Here is a 25,029-nt window from a genome sequence, read left to right as displayed (position 1 = left end):
TAGATAAAGCTTTCACGCCATCTATTTTTCTTTTCCAAATCCAGAGACATTTACCAAATATACTTCATTAACTCCATTCTCCCATTTATCAGTATGATTTGTTTCATGTTTTTCATCATACCTAAGAGACTCTTCACGGGTATAAACCGCAATACTTGTAACCATCATATTTGTGATCTCCTTTGTCTTTTTTGAAACTTTTCTTTCTAGTTCTTTGACCTTAGCCGTACTTAATTTCCCAACTCTTTTACCCTCTACTTTGACATAAGCTTCAAGACCATAATTACCATACCTCAACTCAATAGAAGCTTCACTTTTAAGTTTTACATTATTTTTGATGTAATCTTTGCTTTTCAGACCTCCATAATTACCACTTTTAGCATTCCATGATATATGTAAGTTGTCAAGGCTTCCATCAATTGGAATACCAAGACTTTCATTGTTAACTCCTTTAAATTCTACTCCCTCTTTTAATGCTTTTTCTCTTTTCCATGAATAAGTAATCAACATTCTCTTTGCTCTTGTGAAAGCAACATAATAAAGTCGTCTTTCTTCTTCTATAAAATCCTTGGTAACTTCTTCGGTCAACTCTTCTTGTATGCCATAGGGCAAAGGCGCAAAAGAAGGAGGTATAATCACTGCATCATATTCAACCCCTTTTACCTTATGTATTGTAGTGAGAATAATCTCTTGACTCTCTGCTTGCCCAGAAGTTTTTTTGATGTGCTTATTAAAAATTTTGGTGAGTTGTCCATCTTCTTTATCTGCGAGTTCAGCTATAAAATCATAAAGGTCTTGATAGCTGGCATTTTCCTCTTTTTGATGATCAAACTCTAATACCAAGGCATGAAATAAATGAAATGAGTCTTCATCCCAATGCTTATATTTTTCGATAAGAAGTTCTTTATAAGCTTCTAGCTTTACGACATAATTCGGGTCTAAGCGTTTTTCTTGTTGTTGTTTGATAATCTTGAAAAACTCATAAAAAGCCCTACTACTTTTGGGGCTACTATTATTGCCTTGAATACTAATTTTTGGGAGAGGTAAATCACTTTTCTGCAATGCTTTTACAAGCTCATTATACGCTCTAAAAACCTCCTCATTACTCCTGAACATCAAGGCTATAGATTGATATTTGTCTTTCCCCCCAACTTGTTCTTGCATTAGTGAGAGTGTACGTTCGTCCCATTTTATATAGTCCTTACCATTAGAGCAATCAATTTTCTCTGTGTAAGATTCTGATGAATCGGCTTTTAAAACAGCTTTCATCTCAGGCATCTTATATCTAGAATCATTACAGGCTAAGAACTTCTCAGACTGCTCTACAATTCTTGGGTAAGACCTATAATTGTTGCTTAGGTAATATTCTTTGGGAACATAAACTTTAGCAAAATCCTTATAGTAAGGCAAAGAGTCCATCTGTCCTCCTTCGTTAAAACGTTGGTATCCATAGATGCTTTGGTTTGGATCTCCAATGACACAGATACGTACGGATTTGGCATTTGCTACAACCTTCAATAATTCCAAACGTTCTGTGGTAATATCTTGAAATTCATCTACAAAAACATAATTAATACCGCCCAAGGCTTGTGCCACTAGACCGGGTTTATCTTGTGCTAATTTCAAAAAAGTAGGTACCCATTCTTCCAAATGATCCGTCTTTAACTGCTCTTTTAGTGCAAATTTACAGAAACCATGAAAGGTAAATACTTTTAGTCTGTGTATCAGTTTTCCATAACCTAACTCTTTAAAAAGCTTCCCTAATCGTTCTTTCAATTCGGCTACTACAGCACGGTTATATGCTAGAATAAGAATGTTTTTGGGATCAATCTTATCTTTTTGAATCAAACGAGCAACTCTTAATGTTAAGGTATGTGTTTTACCCGAGCCTGGACCCGCAATCACTTGCAGGTTATCTGAAAGTGGAGCTTGATACACAAGTACTTGCTGATCACTAAGTTTTTCTTCTGCTTTTTGTAAAGCTTCTTGTCTGAACGCCTTTAGATTCTCATGATCTTCCCCGAGATATTCTTCTAACAGGTGAATCAATTCTGAGACATTAGCGCATTCAAAATAGGCTTTAATAAAGGCATCATATCTTCTGTCATCAATTAGAGAAAGACACTCCAATGCAAGAAGCCTAAGTTCTTTCATTTGATTGCTTTCTTGAAACTCTTCAAAACACTTGGCATCCAAAGCATCTTTTTCATTTTCATTGATTTCCGAAAGCTCATCTATAAATAACTCAATCCCCATCGGAACGAGACTCCCTCCACCTTTTAGATAACCAAATGCTTTTGCGAAAAACACAAGCTGACCAAAATACTCTTCCCCCTGCTGATCAAAACCTAAATGATTAGATAATCCAACAATATTGAACCTGAAACTTTCTTTAGAATAGTATTCATTAGAAACATAATGAATCAGCTTAACAAGGTCTTTTCTAAACTCATTTAGATAGCTTAGTCCTAGTTTATTGTCCTTATTTGCATTATAGATCAACTGCTGGGCTCCTGCCTTCTCTTCTTCATCCGTATTCATAACAGACTTAAAGCTGTAATTTGGACAGTTGTGCACCATTTTAAAAGCAAACTTGAATCGACTTTGAATGTCTTTCTTCTCTTTATTTACTTCTTTAGTATACTTTTCTGCACCCAACTCTTTATTGTCTAGCCAATAAAAATCCGAGTCAGAAATGGAAGATAAAATATTCTGTATTTCTGTTTCCAAATAATTATTGTCTAAAACAATTCGGTCTTCTGGTTTAGAGGCATTAAGTAACTGATAAGCAAATTCAAAGACTTTTTCGAGACATAGAAATGAAGGTGAACGGCTTGATAAGAAGTCAAGATCACTTTGTTTGTTGAAAAATATTTCACTTTCTACTTCTTTCTTTCGTCTTTTGGTAGGTTCTAAAATCGCATCTCGTAAGAGCGTACAGATACCATATTTCTGTGCTTTGTACAAATAAGAAAATACCTCATTTGATTTCACATTCATGACCTTGGATAACTCATACTGTTGAATCATCAGTTTGTTCTGAAAACATTCCGTTGTATGCTTCTTTTCACCTAAGAAATTATAGAGGACATTTAGTTTCTTAGCGATTTCTTCTTTCTCGGTAGAAGGAATATGCACATTGGTAGTGCTGAGTTGCAAAGGCAAATAAGTTGGAGTGTATAACCCCAATCGGATTCTACATAATTTTTCAAGCCAATGCAAAGCGACTCTTGACACCTCTTCACCATCTTTATCTTGGATGTCTAGAGGTAATGGAAAAGCTTTTTCTTTTTCAACTTTTAGTTCTCTAAACCGCTGTACATAATCAAATATCGCCTTTCTTGTTGCCTTGATTTTCTCCCACGTAATCTGATACTTATGCTCTTTGTCTTTAATTTTTTTGAAAGAATCAGTTGTATGCAAACAATAAGCTTGAATAGGATGATTGTCAGAAAAACCAGCTTGATTTAGATAGGATTTGTTTCTCCCTGCCCTTCCCACTTCCTGTAAAAAATCTTCAAATGTAGAACTTGGACTTAAGTGGTAGATGTAATGAATGTTTGGAATATCCATACCCATACCGAAAGCCTTGGTCGCTAATAGGATGACAATCTCACCATTTTTATAAGCTTCATAACGTTCTTCTCGTTCTATACTGTCTAAACCCGCATGATAAAAAGAAATTTGTTCAGCATACGGTCTTTTTGCTATTTTAAGTTCCTCTTTAAGCTGTTCAGTGGCTTCCTCTGCTTGGTTTCTTGTTTGTACAAAAATAAGTACTCGGCTACATTCAGGATTGAAATTCTGTTCGTTTAAATTATTGGAAATAAAAGCCTTGATTTCATCTTCATTTCCTTTTCTGACAAAATTTATAGCGATATGATCTCGTATCGGGTTATATACTTTATGGTCTGGTAATCTCTCCATTACTTGAAAATCTGTTGGAAGTCTTCAAAAATCTTGTTTGATACAGTTGCTGAAAATAATAATACAGGTGTATTAATGTTTTCGGCATTGGCTTTTTTGAGTTTCATTACTGCTTTAGCACTATTCAAATAATCTGGACGAAACTCATGTCCCCACTGAGAAACACAGTGAGCTTCATCAAAAATAGCGTATTCCAAACCGCCATCAATTTGAAGTCGTTGTTCTAAAGCATTTAGAAAAGCCCCACTTCTAAAACGCTCTGGTGTGATATAGAGCAAAGACACTTCTCCACTTGCAATAGAGCGATAAATAAGGGATAAGTCACTTCTCCGATCTGAGTTAATGTAATCTACATTACTGATAAACCCTTTCTCCCACAAGGTATTTACCTGATCTTCCATCAAAGCTTTTAGTGGTGTAATGACAATCGACATTCGATTGGTGAAGACCGATTTAAACAAAGAAGGTGCTTGAAATAACAAAGACTTTCCTCCGCCAGTGGGTAAACTGACCAATAGATCTTTTTCAGAAGGGATAATCCGATCTAAATACGGCTCTTGATAGTCATACCAAAACAGATCTTTACCCAAAAAGACCTCGGCTAACATTTTCTTAATGTCCGCAAGAGGCATTGGTAAATTTCGTCCATCACTTATTGGTGCAGAAAAGAAACGGTCAGCAATTTTGGCTTCTTCTTCTAAAGCTTCCAAATCCATTTCGAGCTTAATCATTCGGATATTCGTATTCCAAATTTTTTCGAGGTTTTGGAAGTCCTCTACTCTAGGATCTAAGATCATCAATTCATGTTCGGGATTATTGAACAGTATCAATCTTCGGAGGACATCTATATAACGCTTCTGAATTTTCAGCAGAAAAAAAGTATCTCTTTCCAAAGGTTTGTGACTATCAATTTCAGCTTTATCTTCTCCATCAGTATTTGCCTGTTTTTGGAAATCTTGATACATCTGTGAGTCTTTAGTAATGAAAAATGACTCATACAAAGAAAAAGCATCTAAGATGAACTTGAAGCAACCTTCTCTGTTCATCAGAAGTACATTTGTAAGTTGCTTTGGTGTAATCACAACTAGCTTATTCAGTTGTGTACTTTCTTGAAGCAATTCTAATCGCCTGCTCAAACTAGCTTGAGACGAAGGCACATAAAAGCCTAAACCTTTTCTGAAATAATTTTCTAGCTCTTGAATTTCTTCCTTACGTTGTACAATCAAGATGACTGCCTCTCTAGCTTCTATACTGCTTTTTAGAACTTCTTTTTGAAAACACCAATAACGGGAACGATAGATACTTTCGGGATTAACTCTTACCAATGCTTTAGTACTTTTTTGGAATGTTTTCACCAGAGTACATTGGCTCTTTGGCAATACACCTTCTGCTATTTTAAGTTCAGAAATACGTTCTTTAGGTATCTGTTCAAGAGCTTTATCCCATCTTTTATTTCCACAGATTCTGTATTTTCCGTATTCATATTTTTCAATCCAAAAATTATCATAAGCTAAAATACTTTCATCTTCAAGCCCTAATTCAATGACCTCTTTCTGATTCAAACCTATACTACTGATACCTCCAGAATTTTTAATCCAAAACGAGTGGTCACTAGCCAACTGAAGGACGTCTTTTAGTCTCAAGAGTTTTAACACATCTTTGTTTTGGATCGTCATCAAATCTTGATCAACAATCACTATTTGGATTTGATCATCTTTTAAAATTTGCTCTTGATATTCAAAAAACTGCCTTAAAGACAATGCAAACTGAAAACGTTTTTTCCTAAAATCAAATGGCTTACTTTCTCTATTCCAAAGGCTGTCTTGAGCTGTTCCACTGATAATCTCTATATCTATCTTTTTCCTCAAAAAAGGAGAAATTTGTCCTAAAAAAACCGCTTTTCCATTACGTTTCTCATGATACTCAATATGAATTTTAAGCGCTTTTGCCAATGTCTTGTTTTCCAAGTTTAGTAAAGCTGTTTTATTGATTTTTGAGAAAGAAGCATCATCCTGCTTTTCAGCCTGAAATTCAAGAACGGTGTCGAGTACAGCATAACGCAACTCATTAGCCATCACAAACACTTGCTTTGGGTAATCACTGTCTAAACAAGTACGATTAATTTCTTCTAAAATAGGCAAACGATTCACTTGCTTGAAGAGACTTATTTTCGTTTCATTCAATACTTCCGAGGAAATCCAATTTACTTTCTTGAAGTATTCACGCAAGTTTTGAAGTTCAGTTTTTAGACTGACCTCAAACATTTCGGTAATATTAAAAAAGGCTTCATCATCCAAGTAAAATAGTCTCAATAACTGATTTAGGAATAACACTTTGCTATGCTTTGCATCCTCTAGTGCACTATGCGTCGTTTGAAGTGCATAAGAACGAAGCTCAGGACTCAAAAGCAATTCAAGAACAAGTGTGTCCCAAACTTTCAAAACAGGTTTTTCTTGAAATTTTAAATCGGATAAGATTTGCAGGTCAAAATCAATGATATTATGTCCAACCACAAGCCTATCTTCAAAAAGTTTATCTACATCAACAAACGCCTTTTCAGGTGTTTTAGACGATTTAATAGATGCCTTATTTAAGAGTTTCGATAGCTCATTTGAAAACTTTAGGGATTCTTCTTTAAGCCAATTGGAATATGTCTTTTCATCATGCGGGTAATTAATAATTTCCCCTCGATTGTCCACACTTCCAAATTCATATACCCGTTCCTTATCTGTTTCCAAATCGAAAACAACAAAATTGAGTCTTTTAGCAATTTCCCTTTGAATAAGGTCAATTACTTTTAATTGGATAATGCGATCTTCCGTAGGTTTTATATCCGCTATTAATTCAAATGTAAACTTATCACCTAACTTTTGAACAACCTTTGACTGCTGCACTGCACTAAGACTTGTCAGAGCCTTTAAAGCTATATGCTCTTGGTATTCTCCATAAGTTGTATTGTTTAACCATCCCTCAAATTGAAACTTAGGACTTAGCCTTTCATTCAAAAAGTCAATTGTTAATGTCAAATCATTGAGGACATTAATTATACTTTTTGCCCAAATATAAGTTGTTTCATCTTCTATAATTTCACTCTCATACTCGACCAAAAACTGTTTTACTAAAGCTTCTTTCCTTTCTTTGGGTAGAAGACGAAGTTTATTAGCTTCAATTTTTTCATTTATTAGCTGGTGTAAAAACTGGTCGCTCCACAGACTTTTGGGCGTTTGAGTAGAATTAAAAAGTAGTAGTTGTGTGTCAAGGTCTAAGGAATTAAATAAAGATTTATTGCTTTTTTCTGAAATATCTTCCCATTTTTGAAAAAAAGCTATCTTCGCTAAGGTTTCACTCCTCACCTTTAGCTGATCCCATTCTTTTTGTTGAAAATAGCTAACGTTTATATTCTGTTCGAATTTATCTCCTAGTTCATTTTTCAAAAATGCTACACTTTCAGGTGATAAGATCTCTAAATATTCGATATAGCGTTCTATGATCAAACCTCTATCCGCTAGACTTATGTCATCAGGTAGTTCTTCACAATGGAAATGATTTCTATCGAAAGTCAAACCAACATTTGTCAGAACGGCTTCTTCGATATTTGTATTTTTAGTTAAGGGAAAGACCGTTACAGGTAAATGAGCTTCTATACAAATGAAAAAAGGCTGATGATTTTGTGTAATCAGAATACCTGTAAATACCTCATCTATGATTTTTATTTGTCCAGATTCACTATTCTTTTCACATAAAACAATATCACCAGAGACTAAATCACTCACGTCTTTTTTCATAAGCTTGTGATCATGCTCATCTCTTTTTCTGAGGGATTGTAGATTTAGTTGTTTTACCTCTTCAAAAGTTTTTATAAAACCATGCGACTTATCATCCGCTACATACTTTACACAGGCAAACAGTCTTTCTGATTTCTTTTCAGTTTTAGAAAACCACGCTAACCATTCTTTAGGCATTTCTTGATGTAATTCAAATGCACTACTTACTTCCCTGCGTTCCAACTCCTCTTTTAACTGGCTTACAGTTAATTCATTTTCTCTTAAAAAATCCTCAATATACATTCTTCCACCCTACTTAACAATAAACATGGTTTTATAAAAATCAGAATATAGATACAGACTAAACCATTTGCAAGAAGTTACAGTTAAAGTATTCAAAACTTAAACAAAAGAAATTACATTAAATCTATTATCAATGAATCCCCTGTCCCCAAAACCGTCCCCCGACACACAAAAAAAGCCCTCAAAGGGCTAAAAAAGGGGATTTTATCATTCTGTATCGGCAAATAGGTAGGGTATAAACGGCAAATAAAATCCAAGTATAATCAATAAAAACAAAAGATTATGCTTGGATTGTTTCTTTTGCTTGCCTTTCGTTAGCTGTTCTCCAACCTTATTTGGTTGCAAAATGGCGACAATAATCCTAAAATGCAAGTCGTGCAACAAATCGTAACATGAGGGGGAAATAATGTCCCACGTTGCTCGGTGAAATAACTTTAACTGCATTTAAAAGGATTAAACTTTATTGCCATGAGTTCAAATATGCGAATTGAGAAGACTTGCCAAGTATGCGGTAATTCCTTTATCGCCAAAACAACAGCAACTAAAAATTGCTCAGATGCTTGTGCTAAAAGAGCCTACAAGCTTCGTAAGAAATTTGGAGAAATACCTCCACCTCCTACCCCATCTTCAAACCAAAAAGAAGAAGACCCAATTCTTCTACAAGAAATACAGATCAAAGAGTTTTTGAGCATTAAAGAAGCTTCCATTCTAATTGGAGCTAGTCGCTGGACACTGAATCGACTGATCAACGCTGATAAACTCAAAGTCACTCGTCTTGGTCGGAAGATCATCATCAAACGCTCTGACTTGGATAAAATCTTCAATTCATGACTTCTTTCAAAAGCATAGACAAAGTGTGCCTTTACTGTAAAGGATACTTTATTGCTCAGAAAGTTTCTACCAAATACTGTTCACTTGAATGCGCTCAAAGGGCATACAAACAACAGAAACGAGATGAATCTATTCATTTGAGTATGGAAGAAGAGGAATACAAGAAAGAGGAAAAACGCTTTGTTAATTTACTCCATATTGAAACTAAAGAATTTCTGAGCATAAAAGAGGCTTGTGAGCTTTTTCATATTAATCGAAAAACCATTTACCGTCTTATTAAGAGTAACAAACTTAAAGCTGTGAAAATCGGACAGCAAAGGGTTATTATCAAAAAATCAGAACTGAACAAACTATTCAACTAGACACAATTATGGCATCTGTATCAATTAGAGAACGAAAAGGGAAAAAAGGAATCCATCTTGCACTCGATATCTACGATGGAGGAAAGCGAAGTCTACAAAGCTTAAAAATTACTCTCTATAACAACCCAAAAGACAATGAAGAAAAAGCGTATAATCGAGAGATGAGGAAGCAAGCTAAGAAATTGAAAAATGAAAAATTGGTCGAACTTAATCGCTTCGGATATGATAGAGTTATGCTTTTCAATTCCAAATCTAATTTTTTCAATTACGCTGAAGAAATCGTTAAGACCAAGATAGGAAGCAATCAAGAAACTTGGAGAACAGCTTTACAACACCTTCACAAATTCAATAACAACCGAAAAACACTTAATTTTAGTCAAATTGATATTCCCTTTGCTGAAAGCTATAAACGTTATTTACTCAAGAAGCTTGCTCAAAACTCCGCTTGTGCTTATTATAATCGCTTTAGAGCCGTACTCAATCAAGCTGAAAAGGAACATATCATCCACTTCAATCCGAACAATCATGTATCTGCTATTCCACAAGCTGACAGTCAAAGGGAATACCTCACACACGAAGAACTACAAATACTAGCTCAGACCGAATGCAAGAAACCAAAACTTAAACAAGCCTTTCTATTTTCTTGCTACACAGGTCTAAGATGGTCAGACGTAACTAAACTTACCTGGAATGATATTAAAGATGATACAATCAAGTTTAGACCGCAGAAAACCAAGTCAAAGTTTATGTACCTCAAGTTAAACAAGACAGCAAAGCAGATCATTGAAGAAATCCGAGAAGACAACTCTTATATTTTTCGACTAAGCTACGGCAATAATATCAACCTAATTTTACAGGAATGGGTAATGAGAGCAGGTATTTTCAAGCATATTACTTTCCACTGTGCAAGACATACTTTTGCGACAATGGCGATTACCTACGGAGCCGATATTTATGTTTTAAAGGAGGTTCTAGGACATAGTGATATCAAGACGACTTCTATTTATGCCAAGATTATTGATTCTCGAAAAGATCAATTAATGGATTGTATTCCTGAGTTGTTTGGGTGAAACATAACTAAAAGAAAAGCTCAAACAATTACTTCTTAGTTGTTAAAAACACATAGTATATCACTTGAAAAAATTCAAGATACAATTTAAAAAGTGTAATTTTGTACAACAATTAACTAAAGCTAATATGGGACAAAGCAAAACTACTCCTACTCAAACCCTGACTACGATCCTACAACAAAGATATCCATACTTAAACAAGGAAAAAACCATTGAGACATGGGGCAAAACAATAAATACCTACGATAAGAGAGGAAAAAACTTCAGTGCTATCATTAATAGGAAACCCCTACCTATCATATTGAGGGCTTTAGGATTGAGATCACAAGTCGCTCAAATGATAAGGCTCTCAAAAACATCTAAAAAAGAGCTCTTCCTCTATATAAAAGCATTCCATTACTATCTCGATCATTGCCAAGAGCTTTACAACGCAATAGATCGAGGAAGTATAACAAAGGTGATTGATGGATTTAGTCTAGTGCTTGCCAAATATAATTTTGACCTTGATCGCTACGAAAAAATGGAAAAACCTGTTGTCGCAATGTGCAAGCGTGTTCTACTCAATTATATTGACACAGAAAAACTCGCTAATGTATTTGAGAAACTGATTATACTCCAAAAGCTTAGGTTTATTATGGAGCACGTAGCTTTTTTGGAAAATAAGCATCATGAGTTTTTGCCTGTCATTGACAATGGGCTTATAGAACTAAGCTACAAAGCTCATGAGAGAATACAACTATTTTACAAGATACTTATCTCAAATTACGTATTCAACAAATCCAACTATATTGAAATTTTCATTCAACTTTGTAAGTACAAAGGTGCTCAAGAACTTTTCAAAGAAGAGTTAAAAAATAATAAACAAGACGAACATATAACACAATTTGAAAACAGCATCTCAAACCACGATGCTGAAGAATGGTTACATTTCATAGCTAAAATCCATCCCAATATCCAAATTCAAGACCCTATGGGAAAAAACATTTCAAGATATGAGAATCAGCCATTCAAACTAACGGATCTCTATACACCAGAAGTTGATAAAATTCTCCACCAAATATTTGAGGCAGTAAAAGATAAACTAGAATGCTCACTGAGTGAATGGAAAGATAAATTCAGAGAAGAAAATACCCCACTTATCAATTGGAAAGGAAATGTCAATGAATTAAAAGCCATCTTCTTTCTTCTTCAATTGCATCGTGACTTTAAAATCATAAGCTCTAGCAAAAAGGATAACATAAATCAACGTATAAAGCAGAATTTCACATGTAATGGCGAATCTTTAGTTAATAAAGAGAACCTAGCAAAGAATGTCTCTACAAGTAATTATATCAGTAAATTACCTGCTGATCTATATTCAGTTGCCATAAAATAAATGAAGGGATATCCCCTATTTCACTAGGGATATCCTATAATTTTGACCTTTCCTTGACTTATAATTGCATCATAGTTAATCACTTTTTCAAGCATAAACTTTTTAAATGATGCAACAAATAATTACGCTTTTAAGTCAAATTCACGAATCGCTACTTTTTCAAAAAAGAGCCTTCAATATCTCCGAATGTTCTAAGTACACTGGGATTTCAGAATCCTATTTGTACAAACTGACCTCACAAAACAAAATCCCATACTCCAAACCAAATGGGAAAATGATCTTTTTCGATCGAGACCTAATCGATGAATGGCTCCTTCGCAATCCAATCACTACACAAGATGAGGCAATCCAAAAAGCTTCCACAACAAGTCATCTAAGAGATAGTTTAAAAATTGGAGGAAAATGGTAAGAACTTGGGAAAGAAAAGGTAAAAAAAGGTTTACCTATCTCTATATAGCGACTTGTATTCATGGAAGGAAGACTTCTTTTTCCATGAAACTAAAGCTTTACAAGAATCCTAAATCTGCCAAAGAGCGACAACACAATAAAGATATTAGACTGCTCGCTGAACAAATTAGAAGTAATGAGGAAAAAAAGCTTCTTATGTATGGCTACGGTTATCTCGACTCAAGTAGGAATAAGGTTAATTTCTTTGATTATGCTATTAAAATCGTAGAAAGAAAAGGGAATTCAAACCAACAGGTTTATTTGAGTGCTTTAAAATCTTTAGTCGTCTTTAATGGTTCTGATCATTTATTATTTGGTGAAGTAAATTCACTTTTTCTTAAAAAATATAGAGATTTTCTACTCAATCATAGATCTCAGAACACAGCATATAGCTACTTCAACAAAATTGGATGTATTCTTAAGGAAGCAATTAAAGATGAATTGATTTTCAATAATCCGATGGAGAAAGTAGAGAAAATCAAGCAGGTTACTTCTAATAAAGTTGCTCTAACTTTTCAGGAGTTACAGCAACTCAAAGCAACAGATTTCAACTCTTCAAAACTGAAAAAAGCTTTCTTGTTTTCATGCTTTACAGGCCTCAGAGTTGGAGATACATTTTCTGTTACTTGGTCAAATGTTTCGAGCGATAACGTACTTTCATTTTATCCGCAGAAAACACCCGACAAGCTAATGAAAATCAAATTACATCCAACAGCTTTAGAAATGATGGGAAAAAGAGGTAGTGATACACAAAGGATCTTTCCTTGCTCTTATTCTAATGTCAGTAAAAAACTTAAAGTTTGGATGGACGAAGTAGGTATCAATAAGAAAATCACATACCACAATTCAAGACATACCTTTGCAAGCCTTGGACTCGAATTTTCAGGAAATATCTACGCAATAAAAGAGTCTATGGGGCATAGTAATATCAAAACAACAGAAGTGTACTTACACCTTCAAAAAGCACAAAAGGAAGCACTAATCAATAGTATTCCACAACTCTAATTTTTTATTTCACAGGCAATCCAATTTTGAAAATACCTCAGAAATGAGGGTGGTTTCGTATTGCCTTTTTTCAACTAAAATTCAGAGAAATGAGTAAAATTCATAAAGACAGCTTTGGCAATATAATTGGAGCTAACGGCTATCCTTTAAATTGGGATATTTACGATATCAACCAAGGATTATTTTCATACTTCAAAAATGGAATCAAAAATACTATTCCATACCGCAACATCACTATCCCGATGGTCTACAAAGTCATTATTGGAGATTATCACAAAAAAATAACCAACAATTATAGACGAACGAAAGCTCCTTCACTCAAACAACAAATGGATTATGTAACATTCTCCTGTGTCTGTTCAAAAAGAAGTGAACGTGGAGTTATCAGCCATTCTAATATGATTTGTATTGATTTTGACCACCTTGATAACATTGAGCAAAGTCGAAAATTTCTTTTAAAAGAAACTGAATTACAAACGCTACTACTCTTTACAAGTCCAGGTGGAGATGGTCTGAAATGGATTATTCACATTGATGTTTCAGACGAACACCACCTCTCCCACTTTGTTGCAATTCGCAACTATATGCAACAACAGTATAACCTAGAGGTCGATAAAGCTTGTAAAGACATTAGCAGAGCTTGTTTTATCCCACATGACCCAAATTGTTTTATAAATACTAACCTTTTTCAACTATGAGTTTTGTAAAAAATAATATTCCTACTGCAACTCAAAGCAACAAACCGCAACACATTGCAACAGTCATCAAAGATGTAGCTAATGAAATAAAAGTCAATATATCTACTGAAGAAAGTATTGAATATATCGTTTCATACATAGAGCGAAATCAACTTGACATCACAGATGGTTATGACAATTGGCTTAATATCGGTTTTGCATTGGTTGACGCTTTAGGTGAAAATGGAAGAGATTATTTTCACCGCATAAGTAATTTTAATAGTAGTTACGAGTTTTCAGAGTGTGAAGATCAATACAACAAATGTCTCAACTCAACTGGAAATGGAATCAGGGTAAACACCTTATTCCACTTGGCTTATGAAGGAGGCGTACCAAAGAAGCAACAGCTAGAGCAACAACAACGGCTAGTGATTAATTTCTTTATTATAACTATTGATAAAAATGGTAATCAAAAAATTTCAATTGATGCTTTTCTATTTATATGTTTTCTTAAAGCGATGGGCTTTTTCAGAATTAGTACGACTAAAAATGAACGTCAATTTGTTAGAGTACTTCGAAATATAATTGCAGCTATTGAAGTAGATGACATCATTGCTATCATTATTGAAAAGGTTTTTAAAAATTATAAAGAAATCAATGGACTAACTGAGCAAGAAATGTTTAATGCTTTTTGCTCCAAACCTAAATTTAGTAGTGAAAACTTCTTTGCTCAATTAAACCCTGATCGAGAATTCAAATTGATGAAAGATGATAAAAACACCTCATTTATCTTCTTTAAAAACGGTTTTCTTGAGATTAAAGATAGTGGAATTAGCTTTAAAGATTATTCAAGTATGAATGGTTATATCTGGGAAGAGCAAATAATACCACATGAGTTTGATTCTAGATACCTAGAAAATATTGATTCGATCTTTGATCGTTCAGCTTTTGCCAAATTTATTGTACTTATCTCAGAAGGTTATGTCAATAGTAATCGAGAATTAAAACAAATATTAAACCCTAGAGGAAATCGAATTCAAGCACTAATGTCTGCTATCGGTTATTCTCTTCATGGGTTCTTTGAAACCAAAATGAAAGCAATAGCACTCACTGACAGTAGCTTATCAGATGGAGCTAATGGGCGAACTGGTAAAACACTTGTTTCCAAAGGTATCGCTGAAATCCGTCCTACGTCAGACATTAGTGGTAAAGATTTTCAAAGCTCTAACAACCACCGTTTTCAGAAAATTAAGCGTAATGACCAGGTAGTTACCTTTAATGATTTGAAAAATGATTTTGAACTAGAATCAATCTATACAGGTATCACCGAAGGGTATGAGGTAAACCCTAAAGGGAAACAACCCTATAATGTTCTTGCAAAAACTCTAATAACGAGCAACAAAACACTAAGACTTGATGGAAGTTCAGACCGGGATAGAGTTTACGAATTTGAGGTGACGAATTACTTTTCAGAAGATTACCATCCAGAACACGAATTTGGACAATGGTTTTTTGGTAAAAATTGGGCTAATTCTGAATGGCAATATTTCTTTGTTACAATGGCTTTATGTCTTCAGGTATACCTTCGTAATGGTTTAATAAAAGCTCAAAATCCACACCTACAACTCCGAAAACTTAAAGAGGAAACCAATCGAGAATTTTTACTTTGGGTTCAAGACCAAGAAGATCGATTGAAGTTTTATGGTTCGAATAATACTCTAGAAAGTTTCGTAGAAGAATTTCCTGATTACAGCAACTTAGCCATTCGTACTTTTCAAAAATGGTGCGAAGCCTATGCAAATCATATTCCTGATGCAGAATTCAGAAAAAATCAACGACATGAAAAAATGAGAGGCTTCTCTTTCAAGCGTGGTACTCCTCCAAAATTTGAATAGCCATATATACTAAAACAAGTGGCAAATATGACACAAAAACTAAGAAACCATGTTTAACATTGTTTAAACGTGGTTTTTTCATGTCATATAAGGACTTGGCTTGTGGGTTACTACTGACTTTATCTGTCATATCCTTTATTCATTGTACAGATTAATGTCACTTATTTAAAAGTCTTATGACATTGAAAATCGACTCATTTGATACATTAAAGGCTATTTTTATATTCGAGTGTCAGATATGTCATATAATTCCCCATATCATCGAATACATTAATATGTTCAATTGGAACAGTTCTTACTTGAAAAGAGAAAAGGACAATCCTTATAATGCAAAAGCCATTGCGATCTATTTTGAAGATTACAAACTAGGCTTTGTTCCTAGAAATGAAAATGATGAACTATCCAAGTTCTGCGATCAAGGCTACTCCAAAGTTTTCGAGGTTCGTATCAATCGTTTTCCTCCCGAAGAACACCCCGAAAATCAAATTAGTATAGTTGTACATTTGATGCATTTTAAAGACCTATAAAAACAGCTCAGACATTCCCTCTTGGGACTTTGTCTGAGCTGTTCTAATTTGACAAAAGCTTTTTTAAATCTTCCCTAAGATCAATGTTTAATATTAATAGAAACTTTATAGTTCACAGGGGTTAGTGTGTGATTCTTCTTAAAAAAATCTTTTATAGGATATAATTTCGTTCCTTCTACTAACCACAGTTCATAGTTATCTCTGTGCTTTTCTCCAAAGAGCTTTTCATGCTCGGTAAGATAGAACTCTCCTCCTGTTAAGGTCTTCACTTCTACATAAATGTTGATATCAGAGTCAGGGAGTGTATATCTTATATCATAATGAGCTCCCTCATTCATCTTGGATATATGAAAAACATTTTCCTTTCCATACATTTCAACAAGCTTCTTATAAACCTTATCTTCTGAGTTGTCTCCAATTTGCTTTTTAATACGATCACTATTTGGGGAGTTTGAAGGAACGTAAGGTCCCGAAGAAGTTCTTTTGGTTATCTCTTTCTTTTCTCTTATGCTGTAATCAATGTTTTCGACTATTTCCACATTCTCTTCTGAGGCTTCTTCAACAGTTGATTCTACTGTTTTATTTTCTTTTTCTAGCTCTCTAAGTACCTCTTTAATGCCTTCTAACTGAATTGAAAAATATATTAAACTCCTTAGTTCCTTACTTTGGTTCAAACGATAGCATTCACTAGCTGTAAATCCAGATTCATTATTTTTTCTAATTTGCTCTAAATCTATATCCTGTTCTTCAAATACTATATCAGGGAATTGCTCTTTTAAATAAAGGTCTAAAACCTCCTTAACGTCTATTGCCGATACAAACCTAACTTCACCCGATTTTTGATCAATGAAACTTTCAAACTTACTGTACTTGTGGTGTAAATCTAGAAAGTCCTTTTGTTCTTCTGCTCTCTCTTCTAAAAACTTCCAAATATTATCCCTAACAAAAGACTCTTGCTTCTCAAAAAATGATTTTAACTCCTTTTTATGCTCATCAATGAAATCCACTTTTATACGTTCCTGATTAATTTTGTCAAATGACAGCCCTAAAGAATTAAATAATAAGTTTAACGCTTCGCTGTACTTGATACAATTTTGCTCATCTAAGGAAAGATGTTTCAATGATATACCTAACTCATTTTCTTTATCATGAATAAACTTTTCTATACTCTCTATACCATCAATTGGGAGATCCGCAATTTGAGTTAAAGCAATCCAAAAATCCACATCATAATCCTTTCGATTCAAGAATTTTAAAGCTTCTTGAACACTTTCTTCACCATATTGGTAATTGACGGTATGTTTGATACTATCTAGATCATCCTTTAGGCAATTCCTAAAATCATTTCTGCTCTTTTTAAAATCAAAAGCATGGCAGATTATATCAGCAAAAGCATCTAAAAAAGCTTGGTTCTTTCTAAGTTCTTTTAAGGTTTCATCCCCATTAATTCTGATAAAATAGTTATTGTCTTCTTGAGGTATAAATTCGTATTCACTAAGGGTATATGCTTCATCTTTAATTTTATAACTCAGTTTTGAGCAGAGATGAATATTGACCTTGTTTAAAGCAGAAGCCTCCTCTTTTTGTTGAGATGATTTTGTGATATGATCGATTCTATAAACCAACAAATATGGTTTCAGCTTATTTAATAGAGTAGTGAAATCATCTGTCAATTCTTTACTTACTGTATGCTCAGTAATGTCAAACGATAAAGTTGACGCATCCTTTATTTTGAAAAATTGAATAGCTTTAGCTCCTCCTGCACGTAAAGGATAATGGAAAAAAGGATACTTTGATTTTAGCTTATTCGGAATCTTGACTTTGTCACTAAAGTAAATCTCACTTTGGGCTTTTAAAGTAGGCTTATTTTCACCATTATCAGCGAATAATAATACATCTTTTGTTAGTGGTAAGTTATTTTTCTCAAAATGACCAACTGCTTTTTTATATATGGTTTGGGCATTTTTCCCTTGAGGAAATTTCTTACTTACTTTTTCTATACATTCCGTTACATAACCAATAGGTAAATCTTCAAATTCATCTTTTGCACCCAAATTCGATAGTATATAATCTATTTGACTCTTGCTTATATTGTACTTTTTAAATAACTCGTGTTCATACTCTACATCTAAACCATTTAATTTCCCTAACCATTTGAGAGTGTCATCTAACAAATAATGATCAAACTTTAATATCAGTTTATTAGCTATAAATTTTAAATACGAAATTGATGAATGGTGATAAATACTTCTATTATATTCACGATTAGTACAAACATACCCAGAAGTATTATTATACACATTTCTAAGCAGTTCTTCTTTAAAAAACCAAAGAATAAACTGCGGATATTCCATTTTATCTAAAATATTTTCCATTCTGAAAAATATCCAATTATCTACATCTCTAATACTTCTATCTTTCTTTATGAAAGACTTGTATGCAGATACGTAAGTACCATAATTCGCTATATGTTGATAAATAACATACTCATTTACCCCCAACCATTTAAAAAACTTCTCTAGCTCTTCTAAGTTTTCATTTTCAAGCCCTAAGTCTTTTAAAGAGGCTAATCTTCTACGATCTTTATGCTGAGTATTGCTAAATACATCATCAGCTATTTGCCCAACAAGAAACTCATCTGAAAAATAAAGCTCTGATGCTTTAAAGATTGCTAAATCACTATCAAGCAATGGTATATTAACTCTCTCTAGCTCTACTTCTTGATTTCTCCTCAGTTTATAATTGTGATATATAGACGATAACATCTCTCTAATCACTTCTATTTTTCCATCTTTACTATCTATTTCATTTAAATAAGTATTGGTTGATGAAATAATCTTATTATTGAGTGGTGTTGGTTCATAAGAAGATATATTACTATGATTCTTTATGCTACGCTGAAACTCCCTAGATTTATCTTGTGTATTATTGAGTTTCAACTTGCTTAACAGACTATAATATAGCCGCGTATTAATGAAGCTAATATTACAATAACTGGGAATTTTTATGCCTTGTGAAGCAGGCGTAAAAACCTCTACTGATGAATCAATAAGCACATTATTATCATCCACCAAAAAATTAAATTTCTTATAAGGGAATTCACTGTGAAGAATACCAATGAACTCAACTCTAGTAGCTATATCAGAGATTGTTTCACTAAATTGATTAACGTTTTGTATTAGGTTTGGGTACTCCAAATTAGGAATATATTCTGTGTTCTTAGGCAACGAACCATATCCCGATTTCAATAAAAGAGGAAAACATTTTGCGCCACCATTTTCTATGACTAAATCCGAAAAATCCTCACTTATTTTTCTTACCTCATCGCATTTTCTATAATTTCCATCTACACAAGGATAAACTGCTTCTGTTCTCAGAGCCTTCTTTAGTGAATCATAGAAACCTAATATTTTTAGTTTGTCATTTTCATCACCTTCTACTGCCAACAATTCATAAGGAGTCCAATCCACTTCTTTTGCTGAAAAATATTTTGCGACCTGTGTCTGCAATTTCACGAGATGACTAAGAACAATTTTATTCTTTTCTGTTTTGTTCAGATAATTTCGGTTCTGATCTAGATCAAGTGTAGCGTGAACAAGGTAAGGAAAACCTAATTTTACTTGTGTAGGAAAGAACGTATGTAAATATGAATCCCTATCAGACAACCCTTTTTTAACTGCTACTTTCAATTCATAGAAAGACTTTTCTACTTTATCATTCTCTTCTAACTCGATCTCCTGTTCATCGGAAAAAACTTCCCATTCTTCACCATTGACAACAATTAGCTCTTTAGGGGAGAAAACTTGCTCGCTATAATCAGGGTGTTCTGTCTTATTACTTTGTAGGTCTTGAAGCCCTTCTTCTGTTTCAAATTCTATGGACTCAATATGTCTTAAAAAGAGTAAAATATTAGGTTGTAATGCCTTGATTTGGCTTACTATATCGTTGTAATATTCTACTTTATACTTAACCTCTATTGTTGTTGAAAAAGATGGACCTTGTGGAGAAGCTGTTAGTGTTGGAGAAGATAGGAAAGGAATAGGATATACATCATCCTTTACCCCATGTTCCTCTCTGATTTCTTTTTGTAGCACTACATCAAACAAACTTTCAAAAGTTGCTTTTCTAGCTTTGTCGGAAAACATGACTTCAAAATCATTACTAATGATCTTGATGTACTCACTCCAATTAATGATTGACCTAAAACCTAAGCCCTTATTACCAATATATCTCTTCTTAGATAATTTAGAAGATAGATTAGAAATACTTAGTGAACGGTAACCTTTCAATGAAAATGCTGTTCCGTCATTACGGATCGAAATAGTTTGATTAACCTTATCCAACTTAATATGAACCCTTTTAGCCTCTTCATCATCGCAGTTTTGGATAAGCTCTAAGATTTGTCTTCCATTGTAGCCTCCTATGGTTTCATTTTCTCGGTTGTAATCTCCGAGCATTTCATGGTAATTATCTTTATATAAATCTTTTTTCTTGTCAAAGACTTCTTTTACCTCATTGATATCTACGGGTGTCATTATAAAAAATGGTTTAGTTAAAAAATACAGGTTTTAATTTTTTGAACAAGCCACCTCAGTTAGAGAGATGGCTTGTATTACATTCAGATTTTCAGAAGTTTACTCCACCCTCAAAATCTCCCATTCGGCATCTCCTACACGGAACTTACTGCCTGCTTTTCGATTGAGCATTGCGAGTGCCATTTGAGAAGTAATCTTTAAGTTTTGGTGTCCGAACAGGTCATAAGGTGTTGGGTTTTGTTCTGCGGAGAGCGTGACCTTCATCTCATTTTTAGTTTGGAGATTACGGATTACTACACGACTGCCAATAGTCACCTCTTTTTGGATATTGGTTTGGGTGGCTGTACCGCCAAAAAGATCGCCTGTTGCCTGTGGTGGCGTACTTGCTTTTTTGGTGGCTTTGGCTGTTGCTTTTGGTTTTGGTTTTGTAGCGGTCTTCTTTTTCCCTTTTGTATGAAGCCCTTGTGCTACTTCCTCTTCATATCGCTCATGATTGAGCAGTAGCAGACGTTTGAGGACTTCTTTTCTAGCTTCGGGGTGTATGGTATAGCGTATTCTATCGTTTTCTGGAAGATACTCTACCTCATAAAAATCATGTCTGAGTTGTATATCTCCCCAACCATAAGCTTCCAATACGGCTTGATCCATTTCTTTGTGTAGAAGGCGTAATTCTTCTATCATTGGAACAGCTTCTTGATAGCTGACTTTTCCCGCTTTATTGACTTCCAAATGATTATAGAGATTCCATGTTTCTTTACCGTACTGCTTTTCAAAATCTGCCTTTTTCAGTAATTCTACCTCTGAAGTTAAGCGTGGATTATGGAATTGGTTGTAGGTTTTGGTGAGACCTAATTGTATAAGATGCATCAATTCATTTCTGCTATTACTATAAACTTCTGAAATATTTTCTATAAAATTATGATTCTCAAAATTATCTTTGTCTATAAACGGAAATGTTTCAAAAGCCGTCGTTGGTGCATATCTCAGTGTTGCCCCACCCTTTTTTCTACAATTCGACCACGCCCAATGGTCATAAATTGAAGAGCTTAAAAAACCAAAAAAGTAAAAACTCTCTAAAGCAATAATTGCGATGGTATGTGAGAAAACAATTTCTTCACTAGAAGGTGCAAAGACAACATATTTTGTTCCTCCTGTAGAAATTCTAAAATACCTCTTTACATTTTTAAGTTTGCTATATAATGATGGCCTAGGAGCCTCATACTTCCAGTATTGCTCTAAAACTCTCTTATCTCTAGAGTTTAAGACTTCTTTTTTTCCTAATGTTGTTTTTCTGAATGGTAATACTTTATTTTTTACGATTTCAAAGCATTCAGTATAATTTTCGGCCTGTTCTTGTGCCCAATCAAAAAAGTTTATTGCATACCTTGTTGTTTCTTGATATATATTACTATTTAATTCACTTCCATTTTGATAAGGCTGAATAACATCTCTATTATTATCATTAACACTAATTAATGAGTCAGCTTCTTTTTTACTCAAAACGAATCCATCTCCTAATAATATTGGACCTTGAAAACTCTTATTTTTATTTTGCTTAAGCTGAAATGGTTTAATATAATTATTTGACGAACTCAAGTCTGGATTTATCTGATTAACATTTTCTTTATCTAAATATTTCACTCCATTAAACTTCCCTTTATAAATGGAAATTAATGAAACTTCAAGGTTAGCATCATCACCAGGCCATACAATATTCTTAAGTGCAAAATTTATTTCACCTTTATTTCCACATATCACTTCTAACCCCCCTGCACGGTTCTTCCCATCTGAAATAGCATCCGTAGAAATGAGTGAAATAAATTTATTTTCAGAAATAAGATCAAAATTCCTCCTAAAAAAATAAGTCACTAAATTTACAGTATCAATTGGTGCATAATAATGTTTGATAAATTCAACAAACTGCAACCCAAAATTACCACTCAACATCTGCCCTCCCAAGAAAGGAGGATTCCCTAAAATACAGTCAAAACCACCCTTCGCCATTACTTGAGGGAACTCCAAGAACCAATGGAAAAAGTGCTTTTGTTCACCCAATGCCATTGCCTTGGCTACACCTTGTCCTTGCAGGACTTTTTTGCCTTGTAAGAATTGGTAATAGTCGCTATCTGTGGTTAGTTCTCTTCTGTGTTCATCCGTTTTCGGGATAAAGAACTGTGCAATTTGCAAATCGGCAAGGATTTGAATTTTTCTAGCATGCTCACTTTCTGCAAAAGCATAATACGCCTGTTCTTTGGCTTGTATTTCTTCTGGTGTACTTTCGGGCATAGCTACAATTTCCTTATGCTTTTCGAGTACTTCCTTTAGCGGAATAGAAGTTTTGCTCACATCAAAGGTTTGGAGCTGTCCCCTGTTTTTGCGCTGTTGTTTATTTCTTGTCGAAAACTCTTTTATCACCTCTTTATCATCGCCTGCAAGCTTTTTAAAGGCTTCGTCTGCAATGCCGTTTTTCAGTTCATCGGCATGTGCCAAACCAACAATTGCATTTCCGCATTTGATATGGTGATCTAAGAAGTTAAGCGGTTCATTTGGGTTATGTGCCTCTAGCCAAAGGGCAACTTTACACAACTCTACTGCCAAAGGGTTTAAGTCTACCCCATAAATACAATGACGAATCACATCCCTTACTGCTGTACGCAATGCCGTAGGATTGGGCTGTTCTTCTTGGGTACGTACCACTGCTAAATCAAAAGCAATACGTCTAGCCGCAGACAATAAAATATGTCCACTACCACAAGCTACATCACAAACTTTTAGCCCTAACAAGGCTTCTTCCTGTTGTTCCGCCTTTGATTTTGTACGGCTACTTTCTGCTATAAAGTCTTGAGGTTTCTCTAATCGATCTTCAATTTGGTAAGCCAATGAATGTTTGATCAGTGGTTTTACCAACTCCTCTGGCGTATAGTGTGAACCCGAAGAAGAACGATCATCGCCTTTGACAAATTGGAATTTAGGGTGTCCGCTTTCTTCTACAAATGCTGGCTTGTATTCTAGCAAACCTTCGTAGACCGAACCAAATTCTTCTACATCCAAGTCAGAGAAATTCACCCTAACGAGCTGTTTTTTCTCATTCTCAAAATAAGAGAGATTGGATAGGACTTTCAAAAAGACTTCATTGGAGAGCTTTACCTCTGCAAGTACGCCTAAAGCATTTGGGCTAAACAAGCCCGAAGACAAGGCTCTTAAGCCTAGCTTTTCGGCATATGTCTGTGATTCAAAAATAGCGAAACAGGTTTTCAAGCTTTCCCAAAGGTCATGATGGTACTTGGCTATAAAATGCTTCTGCTCTACCAATTTTTTGATACGAGACAGGGAATAATAACGATAGTAAATCTCTCGCATTTGGGCATACTGATCACCTTCTCCATTTGGTTTAGGGAAGATCAGATTGCGTTCTTCGGTCACCATCAAAAAGAGCATACGATAAACCATTCGGAGCAACGAAAGGTAAAAGGCTCCTTCGTCAATTTTCTTGTTGGCAAGCTCTGCTCTTAATGCTGTATTCTGCTCATGCTTCAGAAAACCATTGGCAAGTTCAATAATGGAGGTTTCTACTGCCGCAGAGAGTTTTTCTCGTATTCTAGAACCTGATTCCAGGGCATCAATATGGTATTTTTCCCAATATGAATCTTCTCCTTCTCCTTTTTGCTGTGGTGCTCTTGTTTTATGCAGTACTCGGTAAAGCAAGGCAAACTCCGCATAGAGTTCTTCTTCCATGATCTTCTCTAGGTCGAACTCCAAGAAAGAGAGTTTTGCTAATCGAGTCGCATCTCTTAGTAACCTCAATTGCTTGCCATTGGTTACCAAGCCATACAAGTGTTCAGTATAGTTCAAATACTCTTGTACCAAAGCATGAGGAGAACGATTGTCAGCTGTTCTTTCTTGCTTTTTATCCAAGCTTGTTCGCCATCCTACAATATGAATCGGGAACTCTCCCAAGTCCTTATCTCGATGAGAAATGGCGTATTTCTTTTCATGAATGGTTTCGGCTGTTGCATTCTCAGAGACATAGCCCAAGTTTCCGAGAAAAGAAAGCACCCAAAGTTTGGTTTCTGAAATTGCCGAGTTTGATTCTAAGAGTTTTGCTTCTTTTCGCTTGAATCTTTGGTACTGATGACGTGCATCGTGCCAAGCATTACCGATTTCTTCCCTTAGTTCTTCCGAATCGATAAAACCAAAGTCTTTCGGTTTCTGAAATTTATAATCTTCTTCTTTGGCAATACGATCTAAGATTTCTCCCGAAATGATATTGCCTTGTATATTGATTGCTGTAAAGCTCATATTGCTAACTTA

Annotated in this window: 13 protein-coding genes; 9 read left to right on the top strand and 4 right to left on the bottom strand. The window is 34.5% G+C overall.

Going from position 1 to position 25,029, the window contains the following annotated elements; genetic code table 11:
* Positions 1 to 21: 21 nt before the first annotated feature.
* Both BC781_RS14610 and BC781_RS14605 read right to left on the bottom strand, forming a co-directional pair.
* The gene (locus BC781_RS14610; RefSeq protein WP_109619020.1) at positions 22 to 3,927 is read right to left on the bottom strand and encodes an ATP-dependent helicase; all 3,906 of its coding nucleotides are present in this window, start codon (positions 3,925 to 3,927) and stop codon (positions 22 to 24) included.
* Positions 3,927 to 7,994, bottom strand: coding sequence for a DEAD/DEAH box helicase (locus BC781_RS14605; RefSeq protein ID WP_109619018.1), 4,068 nt, complete (start codon positions 7,992 to 7,994; stop codon positions 3,927 to 3,929). The genes BC781_RS14610 and BC781_RS14605 overlap by 1 nt, the downstream gene beginning before the upstream one ends.
* A 468-nt stretch (positions 7,995 to 8,462) precedes the next feature.
* Here BC781_RS14605 and BC781_RS14600 point away from each other — a divergent pair, with 468 nt between their 5' ends.
* The 9 genes from BC781_RS14600 to BC781_RS14560 all read left to right on the top strand — a co-directional run bounded on the left by BC781_RS14600 (position 8,463) and on the right by BC781_RS14560 (position 16,183).
* Positions 8,463 to 8,825, top strand: coding sequence for an excisionase family DNA-binding protein (locus tag BC781_RS14600; protein ID WP_109619016.1), 363 nt, complete (start codon positions 8,463 to 8,465; stop codon positions 8,823 to 8,825).
* Positions 8,822 to 9,187 carry a helix-turn-helix domain-containing protein gene (locus BC781_RS14595; RefSeq protein WP_109619014.1) on the top strand — a complete coding sequence of 122 codons (366 nt, stop codon included), beginning with the start codon at positions 8,822 to 8,824 and terminating at the stop codon, positions 9,185 to 9,187. The genes BC781_RS14600 and BC781_RS14595 overlap by 4 nt, the downstream gene beginning before the upstream one ends.
* An 8-nt stretch (positions 9,188 to 9,195) precedes the next feature.
* Positions 9,196 to 10,257 (top strand): tyrosine-type recombinase/integrase, encoded by a 1,062-nt coding sequence (locus BC781_RS14590; protein ID WP_109619012.1) that lies wholly within the window; start codon positions 9,196 to 9,198, stop codon positions 10,255 to 10,257.
* A 127-nt stretch (positions 10,258 to 10,384) separates the two neighbouring features.
* Positions 10,385 to 11,632 carry a hypothetical protein gene (locus tag BC781_RS14585; protein ID WP_146201694.1) on the top strand — a complete coding sequence of 416 codons (1,248 nt, stop codon included), beginning with the start codon at positions 10,385 to 10,387 and terminating at the stop codon, positions 11,630 to 11,632.
* Positions 11,633 to 11,738: 106 nt separating this feature from the next.
* Positions 11,739 to 12,041 carry a helix-turn-helix transcriptional regulator gene (locus BC781_RS14580; protein WP_109619008.1) on the top strand — a complete coding sequence of 101 codons (303 nt, stop codon included), beginning with the start codon at positions 11,739 to 11,741 and terminating at the stop codon, positions 12,039 to 12,041.
* A gap of 83 nt (positions 12,042 to 12,124) precedes the next feature.
* Complete coding sequence (locus BC781_RS14575) at positions 12,125 to 13,084, top strand: tyrosine-type recombinase/integrase (RefSeq protein WP_158281490.1); 960 nt, start codon at positions 12,125 to 12,127, stop codon at positions 13,082 to 13,084.
* An 89-nt stretch (positions 13,085 to 13,173) separates the two neighbouring features.
* On the top strand, positions 13,174 to 13,782 hold the full coding sequence (locus BC781_RS14570) for a BT4734/BF3469 family protein (protein ID WP_109619003.1): 609 nt from the start codon (positions 13,174 to 13,176) through the stop codon (positions 13,780 to 13,782).
* Positions 13,779 to 15,656 carry a PriCT-2 domain-containing protein gene (locus tag BC781_RS14565; protein WP_109619001.1) on the top strand — a complete coding sequence of 626 codons (1,878 nt, stop codon included), beginning with the start codon at positions 13,779 to 13,781 and terminating at the stop codon, positions 15,654 to 15,656. Before BC781_RS14570 ends, BC781_RS14565 begins: the two co-directional genes overlap by 4 nt.
* Before the next feature lie 275 nt (positions 15,657 to 15,931).
* On the top strand, positions 15,932 to 16,183 hold the full coding sequence (locus BC781_RS14560; protein WP_158281489.1) for an HIRAN domain-containing protein: 252 nt from the start codon (positions 15,932 to 15,934) through the stop codon (positions 16,181 to 16,183).
* Positions 16,184 to 16,263: 80 nt separating this feature from the next.
* Here BC781_RS14560 and BC781_RS14555 read toward each other — a convergent pair whose 3' ends face one another.
* Positions 16,264 to 20,718, bottom strand: coding sequence for a DUF3883 domain-containing protein (locus BC781_RS14555; protein ID WP_109618998.1), 4,455 nt, complete (start codon positions 20,716 to 20,718; stop codon positions 16,264 to 16,266).
* 99 nt (positions 20,719 to 20,817) lie between these two features.
* A complete protein-coding gene (locus tag BC781_RS14550; protein ID WP_211323819.1) occupies positions 20,818 to 25,017 on the bottom strand; it encodes an Eco57I restriction-modification methylase domain-containing protein in 4,200 nt (1,399 codons plus the stop codon).
* Positions 25,018 to 25,029 lie beyond the last annotated feature (12 nt).

Source organism: Sediminitomix flava (genome assembly GCF_003149185.1).
GTDB lineage: Bacteria > Bacteroidota > Bacteroidia > Cytophagales > Flammeovirgaceae > Sediminitomix > Sediminitomix flava.
The sequence above is the reverse complement of the archived record's forward strand: the minus strand, read 5'-3'. Positions and strand labels throughout refer to the sequence as shown.

Excerpts from the sequence above, each read along its gene's own strand:
- BC781_RS14600 (WP_109619016.1), top strand. The coding sequence starts at position 8,463 with ATGAGTTCAAATATGCGAATTGAGAAGACTTGCCAAGTATGCGGTAAT.
- BC781_RS14565 (WP_109619001.1), top strand. The coding sequence starts at position 13,779 with ATGAGTTTTGTAAAAAATAATATTCCTACTGCAACTCAAAGCAACAAA.
- BC781_RS14610 (WP_109619020.1), bottom strand. The coding sequence starts at position 3,927 with ATGGAGAGATTACCAGACCATAAAGTATATAACCCGATACGAGATCAT.
- BC781_RS14560 (WP_158281489.1), top strand. The coding sequence starts at position 15,932 with ATGTTCAATTGGAACAGTTCTTACTTGAAAAGAGAAAAGGACAATCCT.
- BC781_RS14555 (WP_109618998.1), bottom strand. The coding sequence starts at position 20,718 with ATGACACCCGTAGATATCAATGAGGTAAAAGAAGTCTTTGACAAGAAA.
- BC781_RS14580 (WP_109619008.1), top strand. The coding sequence starts at position 11,739 with ATGATGCAACAAATAATTACGCTTTTAAGTCAAATTCACGAATCGCTA.
- BC781_RS14590 (WP_109619012.1), top strand. The coding sequence starts at position 9,196 with ATGGCATCTGTATCAATTAGAGAACGAAAAGGGAAAAAAGGAATCCAT.
- BC781_RS14575 (WP_158281490.1), top strand. The coding sequence starts at position 12,125 with ATGAAACTAAAGCTTTACAAGAATCCTAAATCTGCCAAAGAGCGACAA.
- BC781_RS14605 (WP_109619018.1), bottom strand. The coding sequence starts at position 7,994 with ATGTATATTGAGGATTTTTTAAGAGAAAATGAATTAACTGTAAGCCAG.
- BC781_RS14570 (WP_109619003.1), top strand. The coding sequence starts at position 13,174 with ATGAGTAAAATTCATAAAGACAGCTTTGGCAATATAATTGGAGCTAAC.
- BC781_RS14585 (WP_146201694.1), top strand. The coding sequence starts at position 10,385 with ATGGGACAAAGCAAAACTACTCCTACTCAAACCCTGACTACGATCCTA.
- BC781_RS14550 (WP_211323819.1), bottom strand. The coding sequence starts at position 25,017 with ATGAGCTTTACAGCAATCAATATACAAGGCAATATCATTTCGGGAGAA.
- BC781_RS14595 (WP_109619014.1), top strand. The coding sequence starts at position 8,822 with ATGACTTCTTTCAAAAGCATAGACAAAGTGTGCCTTTACTGTAAAGGA.